This is a genomic window from Dechloromonas sp. TW-R-39-2, assembly GCF_016864195.1.
Classification (GTDB): Bacteria; Pseudomonadota; Gammaproteobacteria; order Burkholderiales; family Rhodocyclaceae; genus Azonexus.
This window is the reverse complement of sequence record NZ_CP045202.1, coordinates 1,443,996-1,458,213: the sequence shown is the minus strand read 5'-3', so window position 1 is coordinate 1,458,213 and position 14,218 is coordinate 1,443,996. Positions and strand designations below refer to the sequence as shown.

Below are 14,218 nucleotides of genomic sequence, written 5' to 3'. Positions count from 1 at the left end.
CAGCAACCCGACGGCAGCCGACTAAAAAATTCCCAGCCACGAAAATCAGTCAGCGCACCACCGGGCGCGCCGGATCGGCACACCATTCACTCCATGAGCCGGCATAGAGCCGGGAAGCGGTCAGTCCGGCCACTTCCATGGCCAGCAAATTATGGCAGGCAGAAACGCCGGAGCCGCACTGATGCACCACCTGCTCCGGCGCCACGCCATCCAGCATGGCCAACCACTCGGTACGCAATTCGGCCGCCTGCTTGTAGCGCCCGTCAGCCTGCAAATTGTCCCGAAAAAAACGGTTGACCGCGCCGGGGATGTGCCCTCCGACCGGATCCATCGTCTCGTTCTCGCCGCGAAAGCGATCAGGGCTGCGCGCATCGACCAGGCAGATCTGTGCAGCCTCAAGGCCGGCCGATACATGTTGCGCATCAACTGGCGGCAAACCTTCGCCACGCACAAAATGCTTCGGCTGCAAAACCGGGTGCTCCGCATCCATCGCCCCGCCTGCCGCCAACCAGGATTGCAAACCACCGTCGAGCAAAGCCACACGGTCGTGCCCCAGCCAGCGCAACAACCACCACAAGCGGCCGGCAATCATGCCCTGGACATCGTCATAAACCACCACCTGCGTGGCGGCATCGATACCGATCTCGCCCAGTCTCCGAACTAGCACTTCGACATCCGGCAGCGGATGACGACCGTTAATACCGGTCATCGGCCCCGACAAATCACGGTCGCAGTGCAGGAAAATTGCACCGGGGATATGCGACTCGGCGTACAAGCGCTCACCGTAGCCGGTATCCGCCAACTGGTGGCGAACATCGACGACCAACCACGCCGGGTCATCAAGATATGCCGCCAGCGTGGTGGCATCAACCAGCGTGGTATGGCTCATTCAGCGTCGAGCCAGGCCTTGGCCTCATCGACATTGGCGAAGACTTCCACATCGGCATTGACGAAGGTCTGCGACAACCAGGCGCTCCAGGTGACCCACTGACTGTCGGTAACAACGGCAACGCGCTTGAAATCGTTGGCATGGGCACGCGAAAACTTGATTTCTTCCAGTGCCACATCAATGGTCAGGTCAGCCATCTGGCTCAGGTCAAAGGAAAGGTCGACCGGACCTTCAAACTTGACCTTGTAATTGACGAGTTCTTCGAATTCCTTGTAATCGGCCAGGGTGAATTCACCAAAGACGGAAACGCTGACGCGGCTGGGTTGGTGGTCGATAACGATCATGATCAGACTCCCTTGTTGTTTGTCTCAGTTTAACGCCGTTTAATCCTGTTCCACCGGGCTGGCGCGGGAAAAATGCGTTGCCGCGATGCCCGACAGGATAATCAGTCCGATGGCGAACCAGGCCGAGGCATCCATCACCTCGCCCCAGAAAACGGCACCGAACAGACTGGAAAAAATCACCGTGCTGTAGGCCAGTGCGGCGGACATCAAGGTCTTGCCACGCGTATAGGCGCGCGTCATGGCCAACTGCGCTACCGTCGCAAAGCTGGCGACGCCGAGCAAAAGCAGGCCGCTGCGCAGGTCGACCGCATGCAGGCTACTGAAACCCAGCCAGATGCCGGCGCAAATCGACGACACCAGGGAGAAATAAAAAACGGTACGCGTTTCCGGCTCGCCGCGCGCCCCAAGTTCGCGCACGCTGAAATAGGCCATCCCGGCCACCACGCCGGAAGCCAGACCAATCAGTCCGCCAACCAGTTGATCGGCATTGAGCGTCGGTTTGAGCAGCAGCACGACGCCTACCAAGCCGACCGCCAGCGCACCGAGAATACCAAGGCGCATTTTCATCCCGGCCAGCGCCAGGTAAAGCGCCAGGAAAATGGCCGAGGTGTAGTTCAGCGTCACAGCAGTCGCCAGCGGCAACAGGGTAATCGCGTAGAAATAGGCAAACAACGCGCTGAATCCGACGATGCCGCGACTGATCTGCCAGCGCCAGTGCGGCGTGGCGAGCGGCACACGCTGCAGGCGAACCAGCCCGAACATCAGGATCAACGAAATGAAGCTGCGGTAAAAAGTGATTTCAACCGCCGAGTGGGTTTCCACAGCAAATTTGACGCACACCCCCATACAGGCGAACAGCAGGCTGGCGACCAGCATCCAGAGGGATTGCATGCGTGAATAGGCTCAAATAAAAAAGGCATCGGATTCTACCCCGATGCCTGTGTCGACCGTGACGTTCAGCGCGTTTCGATCGCCGACTGCATGATCCGTCGATAGAACTCGTGGAAGTGCTGCATGCCATCTTCCATCGGGCTCTGATAGGGACCAACCTCGCTGCGCCCTTCCTTCATCAGCGCGTAGCGACCGCGATCCATGCGTTCGCCGATATCGTCGTCCTCGATGGCGGTTTCCATGTAGGCGGCGCGTTCGGCTTCGATGAAATCGCGCTCGAAATCGACAATTTCTTCCGGGTAGTAGAACTCGACGACATTCAGCGTCTTGTTAACACCTTGCGGAATCAGCGTTGACACGACCAGCACGTGCGGATACCACTCGACCATGATGTTCGGGAAGTAGGTCAGCCAGATGGCGCCATGCTCCGGCGTCTTGCCTTCGGCGCCGTAGATGTCGCGGACCGCCTTCTGCCAGCGCTCGTAAGCCTTGGAGCCGGATTTCTGCAACGAAGTAATGCCGACGCGCTGCACCGAATACCAGTCGCCAAATTGCCAGGTCAGGTCGTCACAGGTGACGAAATTGCCCAAGCCCGGGTGATACGGCGCAACGTGGTAATCCTCCAGATAAACCTCGATGAAGGTTTTCCAGTTGTAATTGCACTCGTGCATCTCGACGTGATCGAGCTTGTAGCCGGTGAAATCAAGCTCCGGTGCGACCTTCATGCCGGCCAGGTCGGCATTGGCCGAGCGCGGGCCTTTGAAGAGCAGCCCGTTCCAGTTTTCCAGCTTCGCCTTGTTCAGGTTGAGACAGGGGTTCTGGGGGAAATGCGGCGCCCCGATCAGTTGACCGCCGGTATCGTAAGTCCAGCGATGGATCGGACAGACAATCGGCCCGCTCAACGTGCCGGAGCCCTGCAGCATGATCGCCTGGCGATGACGGCAGACGTTCGACATCTGCCAGTTGCCGGCATTCGGCCCTTCGCTGCCACCGTTGAGCAGCATCTGGCCGTGATCTTTCCATTCGAGCGAACGATAATTGCCCGCTTCCGGCACCATCAGCTGGTGACCGACGTAACCCGGCCCGGCATCGAAGATGAGCTTTTTCTCCAGCTCAAAAATCTTTTCATCGAAATACCAATCGACCGGCAGTTGGGAAACTGCTGGGGCCAAACGGGACAAGGTGGCCACGTCGGACATTCCACGCCTCCAGCGGGTTGAAAAAACAGGATTTTACCCTTCCCTCAATTTGACCAGAAGCCCCCAGATGGAGTATTTTCGCGTGTTTCCCCGAACCCCGTTGACATGGATCAATCCCCCATCGCCGGCATGAAATTCGAGACCGCCCTGAGTGAGCTCGAAAACATCGTTTCCAGCATGGAAGGCGGCAAGCTCGAACTTGAAGCCTCCATCGCCGCCTATCGTCGCGGCATGGCGCTGATGAAGCACTGCCAGACACAACTGAACGACGCCGACGAACAGATCCGCATCCTTGAAAATGGCGAGTTCAAGGACGTTGACCGCGACACGCTGGAAGCACCATGAACCCAAGCCCGTTTGCCGAATGGATGGCAGCCACCCAGGCTCGCGTCGAAACCGCCCTGGCCCGACACCTGCCCGGCGCCGAGAGCATTCCCGCCCGCCTGCATGAAGCGATGCGCTACGCCACGCTCGGCGGCGGCAAGCGCGTCCGCCCGCTGCTCGCCTTCGCCGCCGGCGAACTGACCGGCGCCCAGCCCGAACAACTCGACACCGTGGCCTGTGCCGTCGAACTGATCCACGCCTATTCGCTGGTCCATGACGACCTGCCGTGCATGGACGATGACGTACTGCGTCGCGGTCGACCGACCTGCCACGTCGAATTCGACGAACCGACCGCCCTACTGGTCGGCGACAGCCTGCAAACGCTGGCCTTCGAACTGCTCGCCAGCCAGCCGCTTGGCGACGCCCGCCAGCAACTCGAAATGATCAACCTGCTGGCCCACGCCAGCGGCTCGCGCGGCATGGCCGGCGGCCAGGCGATCGATCTCGGCTCGGTCGGCAAGGCGCTGAACCAGCCCGAACTCGAATTGATGCACGCGCTCAAGACCGGCGCCCTGATCCGCGCCGCCGTCCTGCTCGGCGCCCTCGCCGGCCAGCCGCTCTCGGCCGACGAACGGAGCAACCTCGACCGTTTTGCCAAGCGCGCCGGCCTGCTTTTTCAGGTGGTCGACGACATCCTCGACTGCACGGCCAGCACCGCCACGCTCGGCAAGACGGCCGGCAAGGACGAAGCGGCCGACAAGCCGACCTACGTCAGCCTGCTCGGCCTCGACGCTGCCCGTCAATACGCCGACGAACTGCGCAACGATGCACTGGAAGCACTATCCATCTTCGGCGAACGCGCCGGCCGGCTGACCCAGCTCGCCGACTTCATCTGCCATCGGCAATTCTGAAATGACCGCCTTCTCCCTGCTTGAAAGCATCGACAGCCCGGCCGACCTGCGCCGCCTGGACCGCAAGCAATTGCCGCAACTGGCAACCGAACTGCGGGCCTTCCTGATCGACTCGGTCTCGCAGACCGGCGGCCACCTGTCGTCCAACCTCGGCACCATCGAATTGACGATTGCGCTGCATACCGTGTTCAACACCCCCGAAGACCGCCTGGTCTGGGACGTTGGCCACCAGTGCTATGCCCACAAGGTACTGACCGGGCGCCGCGCGGGCATGAGCACGCTGCGCATGCACCATGGCGTCTCCGGTTTCCCGAAGCGCAGCGAAAGCCCGTACGACACCTTCGGCGTCGGTCATTCATCGACTTCGATCTCCGCCGCACTGGGCATGGCGCTGGCCGCCAAGCTGAAAGGTGAAGACCGCAAGGCGGTGGCCATCATCGGTGACGGCGCGATGACCGCCGGCATGGTCTTCGAGGCGATGAACAATGCCGGCGTCGGCGATACCGACATGCTGGTCATCCTCAACGACAACGAGATGTCGATCTCGCCGCCGGTCGGCGCGCTGAACAACATCCTGACGCGCCTGATGTCGGGCAAGACCTTCAATGTCGCCCGCTCGGCCGGTCGCCACATGCTCGGCTTCGCGCCGCCGCTGCTTGAACTGGCGCGCCGCGCCGAAGAGCACGTCAAGGGCATGATTGCCCCGGGCACGCTGTTCGAGGAATTTGGCTTCCATTACTACGGCCCGATCGACGGTCACGACCTCGACGCACTGATTCCGACGCTGGAAAACCTGCGCGACCTCAAGGGTCCGAAGTTCCTGCACGTCATCACCAAGAAAGGCCAGGGCTACAAACTGGCTGAAGCCGACCCCATTCTTTACCACGGCGTTGCCAAGTTTGCCCCGGATGAAGGCATCAAGGCCGGCAAGGCCGGCAAGCTGACCTACACCCAGGTTTTCGGCGACTGGCTGTGCGATCAGGCCAAGGCCGATTCGCGCCTGATCGGCATCACCCCGGCGATGCGTGAAGGCTCCGGCCTGCTGCGCTTCTCCAGCGAATTCCCGGATCGCTACTACGATGTCGGCATCGCCGAGCAACACGCCGTCACCTTCGCGGCCGGTCTCGCCTGCGAAGGTCTGAAGCCGGTCGTGGCAATTTATTCAACCTTTTTGCAACGCGCTTACGATCAACTGATCCACGATGTCGCCCTGCAGAATTTACCGGTCATTTTCGCGGTCGACCGCGGCGGCCTGGTCGGTGCCGATGGCCCGACCCACCACGGCACCTTCGACCTGTCGTTTGTCACCTGCATCCCGAACATGGTCGTCATGGCACCGGCCGACGAAAACGAATGTCGCCAGATGCTGTCGACTGCCTACAGCCTTGATTGCCCAAGCATGGTGCGCTACCCGCGCGGCGGCGGCACGGGCGCCACGCCCGGAAACGACCTTGAGACACTGCCCCTTGGCAAAGGCGAAATCCGCCGCCAGGGTAAGGATATCGCCCTGCTCGCCTTCGGCAGCATGGTCCCGACCGCACTCGCTGCCGGCGAAGAGCTGGATGCCACCGTGGCCAACATGCGCTTCATCAAGCCGCTCGACATCGACCTGATTGTCGAACTTGCCGGGAACCATTCGCTGCTTGTCAGTATCGAAGAGAACTCGGTCATCGGTGGCGCAGGCTCGGAAATCGAACGCGCCCTCGCCGAACGGGGCATCCAGATACCCTTCCTGCAACTCGGCCTGCCAGATCGCTTCATCGATCACGGCGAGCAAGGCCAGCTGCTGGCCGAACTGGGCCTCGACAAAAATGGCATTGTGCGCGCCATCCAAGCCCGCACCTCAACACAATAAATCAACGAAGAACAGCTTATGACAACCCCCACCCCGATTCCTGACGTTCAAAACTCTGCCGATACGCGCCAGATCGCAATCAACAAGGTCGGCATCAAGTCGATTCGCCACCCGGTCAAGGTCCAGGACAAATCGTCCGGCATCCAGCACACCATTGCCGTCTTCAATATGTACGTCGGGCTGCCGCACAACTTCAAGGGCACCCACATGTCCCGCTTCGTGGAGATCCTGAACAGCCACGAGCGCGAGATCTCGGTCGAAAACTTCCCGGCCATGCTCAGCGACATGGTGGTCAAACTCGAAGCCGAAACCGGCCACATCGAGATGAACTTCCCGTTCTTCATCAACAAGACGGCCCCGGTTTCCGGCGTGCAGAGCCTGATGGACTACGATGTCACCTTTATCGGCGACATCTGCCACGGCAAGGTCACCACCTCGGTCAAAGTCGTTGTACCGGTCACCAGCCTGTGCCCCTGCTCCAAGAAAATTTCCGAGTACGGTGCCCACAACCAGCGCTCACACGTCACCGTAACGGCCCGGACCAACGACTTCATGTGGATTGAGGAAATTGCCCAACTGGTCGAACAGGAAGCCTCCTGCGAGCTGTATGGCCTGCTCAAGCGCCCGGACGAGAAATATGTCACCGAACGCGCCTACGACAATCCGAAATTCGTCGAAGACATGGTGCGCGACGTGGCAGCACGTCTCAATGCAGAAAAGCGCGTCGACGCCTACGTCGTCGAATCGGAAAACTTCGAATCGATCCACAACCACTCGGCTTACGCCCTGATCGAGAAGGACAAAACGGCCGCCTAAAGCCGGTTACCGCGGTCGACTGGAAACACGGCCAAAATAAAAATCCAAGATGGGACGCTCCAGAGCGTCCCATTTTCATTCCTGCGCAACAGATACAAGCGATACATTCGACTCATCCCACTGGTGTCCAATTGCCGGTTTCATCATCGGCAAAGATCAGGGGGATGCTTTGAAGAAGACTATCCGCAACTATCGCTTCCATGCCGTCCTGCTCGCCGCTCTAAGCTTGGCGGCCTGCAAGACCGTCCCGCCGACGCAGCGGACCGGCCAGGAAGGTGAGGCTGGGGCGCCCCAAGCAACCGCCCCCGCGCCGGAAGCAAAACAAGCCGCCCGGAAAGCAGCACCGGAACGTTCGCGTTCATCGAACGCCAAAAAACTCAATTTCACCGATGCCGGCGGCTGCTCCGGGCAATTGAAATACAGCTATGGCGACCTGGAACGCAGCCCGCGCTTCCGCTTCACGCACAACTGCCCCGGCGGTCAGGCCAACGGCGACGGCTTCATCGTTCAGATGACGCAGGACGGCTTCCCCACGATGATCAGCCCCTATACTTTTGCCAGCGGCCGGGAAACCAATCGCGACCACACCGCCTGGCGCGAGGAATATTTGATCGACGGCAGCCCCGACCAGGGCGGAACCAACCAGAAGATACTCCGCACCCTGAATACAAGCAGCGCGATGAAACCAGGCGCTGTCGGTGACGTACTGCTCCGCACGCTGGCCAACGCCAGCGCCGAAAGCAGCGGGCGGGCGAAGCAATCGCTGGCCTGGCTAGCGGACAATGCCGATGCCCCCCTGCTGGCGCAACTGAAGCCCTACCTGCCCACCGGCAGCGCCACGGCGCAACGCATCGAGCAACGCAGCGTCGCCAACAAGGCCACCTGCAATACCGAAGCCCTTGAAGCGTATTCCAACGACTACCTGCGCATCGTCAATTACAAGGTGAAGAACGGCCAGGCCTACGACTCGCTCGCCCAGGCGCTTGAAATTCGCCTGTCCAAGGAAGCGCAGCGCGACCAGATGCAGAGCGACCTGCGGCTTGCCGAAATGAAGAGCGGCGTCGCCAAGGTGCGTGCCTGGCTGCGCGGAGCCAAGCAGGCTGCCGGTACCCCACCGACGCTGGAATGCAGCTTCGTTACCGTCTGGAGCGACAAGTATTCGGGCTTTGCAACCAGCAGCATGAATACCTACGGCTACAACAAACTCAGCTTGGGCGTCAGCCGAGATGTCCTGGGCAACCAGGGCGTCGTCCCGGTCGTCGTTGCACCGCCCACCCACCTTTGGGCGCAACAGGTTCGGGAAAAGACAGGGCTGCAGCCTGAAGCCAGGGATTTTGCTGTTGAAGACTCGTTCAAATACCCCAGCTACTGCCAAAACGGCTGCCGGGAGACGACCCAGCACCGGATCGCCTTTTCGCCGATCACGCCGGAACAGGCGCGGGCGATCCGAGAGATCGCCATGGCGGCCAAAGGACAGCACCTCGGCGTCAAAACTATGGGACCACCAGACACTGCCATCAAATTCCAGATCGTCGAACAAGTCACTTTCTTCAATCCGGATAACCCGGCGCAACAACTGACGCTAAAGGGGGTTTCCGGAAAAGTCGACTGAGCCCTGGACGAATCCGGCACCGACTCACACGCCGGGTTCACGGTCGACTGGGAAAATCAGTGAAAAACGGAAAGGCACAAGTCCGAGGGCATGGCATCATATGCTGTTTGTCATAACAAAAATCAAAAGGGAGCAACATGGAAAGGAAATGCCGCCTCCAGAATAACCGACATACTTATCTCGGCTGGTTGCGGCGTGCCAGCTGGACGGCCAAGACCTGCCTGGCGGTGCTGGTTGCCGATTGTCCCGCAGGCATCGCCGAAACCCTGCCCACCGTCATCGTTACAGAGGAACGCCTGCGCGAAACTGAAAGCGCAGTTGCGACGCTAACACCGACACCCCTGCTGGAATTGCCCTTGTCGGCCACGCACCTGACTACCGAGGCATTTGCCGAACGGCTGCCCGCCGACATCGCCGATCTGACCGATTATTCGCCCGGCATCTCCCGCCGCTCCAATTACTGGGGCCTGAATTCCCCGACCTTCCAGTTGCGCGGCTTCAACACCGGCTCATCCACCGCCTATTACCGTGATGGTTTCCGCTACCAGTCGCTCGGGCCGATGGCAATGGCCAACATCGAAGGTATCGAGATACTGCGCGGCCCAGTCGGCGCGCTGTACGGCTGGGCCGACCCGGGAGGCGCGGTATATGTCCGCACCAAGCAGCCGGTCGCCACGCCGCTGGCGGAAGCGACCGTGTGGACCAACTCCTGGGGCCGTACCGGCCTCTCCGGCGATTTCGGCGGCCCGACTGGCGCGGCGTCGCGCTACCGCCTGGTCGTCTCGCGCGAGGAAGGCGGCAGTTTCCGGGATCGCCAGACGCTCGAACAAACGCTGGTCGCACCGTCGTGGTCGGTCGATCTCGGCGGTGGGAGAAATTTCTCGGTCGCACTCGAATGGCTAAACGACCGGCGGACGACTGACTACGGCATTCCGGCGATCAACGGCCGGCCGGCACAAGTTCCCATCGACCGGGTCTATGGCGAAAGCTGGGGCCGCCAGCATTCACAATCGACCCGCTTCGCGGTGCGCTGGAGCCAGCCGTTGGCCGAGGGCCGATTGAATTTCGCCTGGTCGTGGTACAACTTCCGGTACCGCGAATACCACGACGCCGAATCAAATGCAGTCTCCGGCACGACACTCCGCCGCTGGTACGAAACTTACCCCGAACACTATCGCTGGACGACCGCCTATCTCGACTGGACGCGCGACTTCGCCACCGGCCCATTGGCCCACCGTTTCCTGGCCCGCCTCGAATCGGCCAATGAAACGCGTAGCATCGTCGGCGGCGAGTTCGGCAACTACGCTCCCATCGACGTCTATGCACCGGTTTACGGCCAGGCATGGACACCGGGGAGCGACTTCACCCGCTTCGACCAATGCTGGCAATTCCGCAGCCTCGGCCTCACGGTGCAGGACGAGATCCGGATCGGCACCTGGACCTGGCTGTTCGGCCTACGCTACGCCGACCTGAAGCAAACCTACGACTACACCGAAACCCAGCCAAACCAGCTGGAATTGCACCCTCGGCAGTCAGATACGGCGCTGATGGGGCGCATCGGCGCCAGCTGGCGCCTAGCTGCCGGCTGGTCGGTCTACGGCAACTTTGCCGCCGGCGCCTTGCCGACGCTGCCCCAGACCCGGGCCTGGAATAACGATCCCTTCGCCCCGGTCACCGGAAGGCAGACCGAATTCGGCGCCAAGTACGAGCCGGCCGGTGGCCGCTGGATCGCCACACTGGCCCGGTTCGACATCCGCCGGCAGAACGTGCGAACCAGCGACCCGGACCACCCCGGCTACACCATCACCACCGGCGAACAACGCTCACAGGGGCTGGAACTCGCCTGGCAGGGCCGCCTTCCACATGGCTGGCGGATCACCGCGCAAGGCACCTGGATGGACGCCGTCGTTACCCGCGACAACCGCTACCCCGTCGGCAACCAACTGCCCTATGCGCCGGAATGGTCGGCCTCGGCCTGGCTATCCCGTCAATTCGCTGCAACCGATGGCGGACACTGGCAGGTCGGCGGTGGTGCCGTGCACGTCGGTTCGCGCCACGCCGATTTCGCCAATACGACGCGCTTGCCTGGCCACACCCGCTTCGATGCCGGGGCCACCTACAGACGTGCCGACTGGTCAATCACCGCCAGTGTAGAAAACCTGTTCGACCGGATCTACTACGCCAGCGGCGTCGAGAACCGGCCGGCGGTGATCTACCCCGGCGCACCGCGTACCCTGAGCTTGCGGCTGACGCACCGCTTCCAATGAACCGCCCGATGCCTCTCGTCATCGACCCGCAAGCTAACGCCGCCACATTCGGCACGGCGACCCACCACTTCGGCCGGCGCTGGGAGGCGACCTTCATCGCCTTGCTCGCCTCGCCGGCGGCAGCGCGCCAGCCGCTATCCCACGAGACGCTGACGGGCGAATTGGCCCGCCGCGGCCAGAACCGGCCGCTCAACCGGAGCCAGATGCAGCGCCTGCTCGACAGTCTGCGCGCCTATCTCGACACCTTGCCCGGCCAACCACTGGCTATCGAACACCCACCGCGCAAGGCGACCACCGGGCCGTGGCAACTGCACTACCGACAGCCACTCGCCATCGTCGTCTCGGCAGCCGACGGCGGCAGAGTGCAGGCAGCTACCGAACCACCCAGCCCGCACCTGCTCGAAACCGATTGCCCCGTCACCTGCCGGCAACTGCTCGAAATCATGATGGTCGCCGACGGCTTCGCCGCACATGGCAAATACATCGAAGCCATCGAAAGCCTCACCCCGGCCAAGGTGCTGCCGATCACCCCCGATTTCCGCTGCCTGGTGCAATTGCGCGCCATCCGCCACGAAAACCTGCTTGGCAACCACGCCGAGGCCCATCGCCTGCTAGTGAGCCTGCTCCAGTCCCCCCCCTCGCCGCTCGCCGACCCCGGCCTGCTGCCCTATGCCCGTTTCCAGCTCGACCGCATCGACTACGACCGCTCCCCCGGCCGGCATTACCACCGGCTGTGGACGATGGGTGAGCCACTGGCACCGCGCCTCGGCGTCGACCCGCTGCATGCCGGCGAATGGCACAACCTGCGCGCCCTGCTCGCCCGCCGGATGCTGCACGAAAATGCTGCGTCGACCGGCCGCCCTGATGAGCACGGCTTGGCCCTCCATCGGGCGGCGCTCGGCCACCTGCAAAGCGCCCTGTACTGGATGCTGTCTCAACGCAACTGGGAGCGCCTGCAAGCCTTCGCCGCCAACTACGCATTCCATTTGCAAAGCGTCATTCCCTACGGACTGGCGACGCCGCTCGAAACCTACGCCTGGCACAGCCTCGAACATGCTTATTACGACAAGCTCGACGCCGGCAAGGAAAGCGCCTGGGAACTGATTTTTCTCGGCCAGTTCTGGCTGGATTACGAAACAGAACTCGCTGACGCAACACCGCCTACAGCCATTCTCGACAACCATCATCCCGGCGAAGCCGCCTTTTACCTACATGCCATCCGTAGCGTCGAGCAAATCGGCGATGCCCGCCAGGTCGCACTCGGCTGGATCAACTACCGCCGCTTCGCTGCTCGTCATCTCGAACAGAAAGAAAGCCTACGCGCCGAACGCGCGCTATCGGGGCTGCTCACCACCCACGGCGAACTACGGGCAACGCTCGAAGCTGAAGGCTACGGCCCGAATCTCCCACCCGGCTAATACAACGGATACATTGCCCGGCAACCCGCTCGGTATAACCCATTCTTCATGCACAACAAACGAAATGAAGTGGGAGACATTTTGCACAAGACAAGAAAGACAGCCATCGGCTGCTGGCTGCTCGTCGCGCTCGGCACGGCCGCCGCGGCACCGGAGCAAGGTGAAACGGCCAGACCACCGGCCACGCAACACCCGGCCACGACACAACAACGTTTCCCCATCCCCGCCTTCCGCCTGAGCGGCAACCGGGCCATCGGCGACGATGAACTCCAGGCCCTACTAGCACCGCTCACCGGCCTGCAACGCGATGCCCGCCACCTGCTCGCGGCGCGCGACCAGGTCGAAGCGCATTACCACCAACGCGGCTACCCGCTGGTCAAAGTTGCACTGCCGGAAACACTTGTGCCCGGTGAAGCTATCCCACTGACTATCATTGAAGCCCGTACTGGCCCAATTACCGTTTCGGGCGCTAAGCACTTTTCTACTGCGCCAGTCCAGGAGGCTCTCTCCGCCGACCAGCCACGCGGCGAAATCATCCGCCTGGCGCTGTTCCAGGCCCAGCAGGTACTCAACCAAAACCCGGCACGCGGCGTCGGCCTCAAGTTCGTCGGCGAACCGAACGGCGAGACCCGCATCGAGGCCATTGTACAAGATGAAAAGCCGTGGTCCGTTGGCCTTGATCTGGACAACTCAGGTAGCGCCATTACCGGCCACACCCGCCTCGGCATCAACGCCCAGCATGCCGACCTGTTCGACCGAGGCATCGTCGGCAGCGCCAACTACGTCGTATCGCCAGAAAAGCCGGATGCCGCGCAAGCCGTCTTGGGTAACCTCACGCTACCTTTCCCTACAGCCGGCGGCCTGCTCGGCGTTCAAGCCAGCTACAGCCAGGGTGACACCCTCAACGTCGCCAATGTCTTCGGCATCCACGGCAAGCACCATTTGCTCGGCTTCAACTGGCAACATCTGCTACCAGCGCCTGCAGTCGAATTGCCAGCCACCCGACTGCAGGCCGGCCTCAGTTGGCGCCATTACCAAAATGGACTGGACTTCCTCGGCACGCCGGTCAACGACAATCGGGTCGGCGCCGCGCCACTCGCTCTCGGTGTAGTTCGCTCGCTGGATGCCGGCAATGCCTCGGCACTCGTCTCGCTCGGCCTAACCGCCAATATCCCCGGCCTCGGCGCTGACAACGATAACGCCAGCTACGCGGCAATGCGTGCCGATGCCAAAGCGCAATGGGCTGTATTTCGCGCCACCATCGCCTATGCCAACCGCTTTTCCGGCGGCGGCACGCTAGATATCGCCTTCAGCGGCCAGTTAGCAAGCGGCCCGCTGATCCCGGCCGAACAGTTTGGCCTCGGCGGTAGCCTGGCCGTGCGCGGCTTTAATGAATTCGACAGCGCCGGCGACCATGGAGCCCGCCTCAACTTCGAACTCACCTCCGCTCCGTGGTTCGGTCACAGCCGGCTGGCAGCCTTTGCCGATGCCGGCTGGCGCCAGCGCCTACAAGCCCAGGCACTGGAGAAATCCGAAGAAAGCATCGCCAGCATCGGTATCGGTTACCGGTTGACGCTCGACCGGAATCTCAGCCTCAAGCTCGATGCCGCCCACGTCCTCGATGGCAGCGAAACCACCCGCGCAGGCGAAAACCACGTTCACGCCCGCCTGCAACTCCGGTTTTAAGGAAAA

The 14,218-nt window shown here is 61.8% G+C and carries 12 protein-coding genes; 8 read left to right on the top strand and 4 right to left on the bottom strand.

The annotated features are described in order from the left end of the window. Positions 1-49: 49 nt before the first annotated feature. The 4 genes from GBK02_RS06960 to GBK02_RS06945 all read right to left on the bottom strand — a co-directional run bounded on the left by GBK02_RS06960 (position 50) and on the right by GBK02_RS06945 (position 3,323). Complete coding sequence (locus GBK02_RS06960; RefSeq protein WP_203469006.1) at positions 50-889, bottom strand: sulfurtransferase; 840 nt, start codon at positions 887-889, stop codon at positions 50-52. Further along, positions 886-1,233 (bottom strand): STAS/SEC14 domain-containing protein, encoded by a 348-nt coding sequence (locus tag GBK02_RS06955; RefSeq protein WP_203469005.1) that lies wholly within the window; start codon positions 1,231-1,233, stop codon positions 886-888. The genes GBK02_RS06960 and GBK02_RS06955 overlap by 4 nt, the downstream gene beginning before the upstream one ends. Before the next feature lie 39 nt (positions 1,234-1,272). Next, on the bottom strand, positions 1,273-2,124 hold the full coding sequence (locus GBK02_RS06950; RefSeq protein WP_203469004.1) for a DMT family transporter: 852 nt from the start codon (positions 2,122-2,124) through the stop codon (positions 1,273-1,275). A 65-nt stretch (positions 2,125-2,189) separates the two neighbouring features. Beyond that, the gene (locus tag GBK02_RS06945) at positions 2,190-3,323 is read right to left on the bottom strand and encodes an aromatic ring-hydroxylating dioxygenase subunit alpha (protein WP_203469003.1); all 1,134 of its coding nucleotides are present in this window, start codon (positions 3,321-3,323) and stop codon (positions 2,190-2,192) included. A gap of 105 nt (positions 3,324-3,428) precedes the next feature. On the opposite strand from GBK02_RS06945, the gene xseB reads away from it, so the two are divergent. The 8 genes from xseB (at position 3,429) to GBK02_RS06905 (ending at position 14,212) form a co-directional block, all read left to right on the top strand. Then, complete coding sequence (gene xseB / locus GBK02_RS06940; RefSeq protein ID WP_203469002.1) at positions 3,429-3,668, top strand: exodeoxyribonuclease VII small subunit; 240 nt, start codon at positions 3,429-3,431, stop codon at positions 3,666-3,668. After that, positions 3,665-4,558, top strand: coding sequence for a polyprenyl synthetase family protein (locus GBK02_RS06935; protein WP_203469001.1), 894 nt, complete (start codon positions 3,665-3,667; stop codon positions 4,556-4,558). The genes xseB and GBK02_RS06935 overlap by 4 nt, the downstream gene beginning before the upstream one ends. A 1-nt stretch (position 4,559) precedes the next feature. Then, complete coding sequence (dxs, locus tag GBK02_RS06930; RefSeq protein ID WP_203469000.1) at positions 4,560-6,413, top strand: 1-deoxy-D-xylulose-5-phosphate synthase; 1,854 nt, start codon at positions 4,560-4,562, stop codon at positions 6,411-6,413. A gap of 18 nt (positions 6,414-6,431) precedes the next feature. Further along, positions 6,432-7,229 carry a GTP cyclohydrolase FolE2 gene (folE2, locus tag GBK02_RS06925; RefSeq protein WP_203468999.1) on the top strand — a complete coding sequence of 266 codons (798 nt, stop codon included), beginning with the start codon at positions 6,432-6,434 and terminating at the stop codon, positions 7,227-7,229. A 169-nt stretch (positions 7,230-7,398) separates the two neighbouring features. After that, the gene (locus GBK02_RS06920; protein WP_203468998.1) at positions 7,399-8,841 is read left to right on the top strand and encodes a hypothetical protein; all 1,443 of its coding nucleotides are present in this window, start codon (positions 7,399-7,401) and stop codon (positions 8,839-8,841) included. Between the two features lie 137 nt (positions 8,842-8,978). After that, positions 8,979-11,108, top strand: a complete 2,130-nt coding sequence (locus tag GBK02_RS06915) for a TonB-dependent siderophore receptor (protein ID WP_203468997.1) — start codon at positions 8,979-8,981, stop codon at positions 11,106-11,108. Between the two features lie 8 nt (positions 11,109-11,116). Then, positions 11,117-12,526, top strand: coding sequence for a hypothetical protein (locus GBK02_RS06910; RefSeq protein WP_203468996.1), 1,410 nt, complete (start codon positions 11,117-11,119; stop codon positions 12,524-12,526). Positions 12,527-12,607: 81 nt separating this feature from the next. Continuing rightward, the gene (locus GBK02_RS06905) at positions 12,608-14,212 is read left to right on the top strand and encodes a ShlB/FhaC/HecB family hemolysin secretion/activation protein (protein ID WP_203468995.1); all 1,605 of its coding nucleotides are present in this window, start codon (positions 12,608-12,610) and stop codon (positions 14,210-14,212) included. Positions 14,213-14,218: the final 6 nt, after the last annotated feature.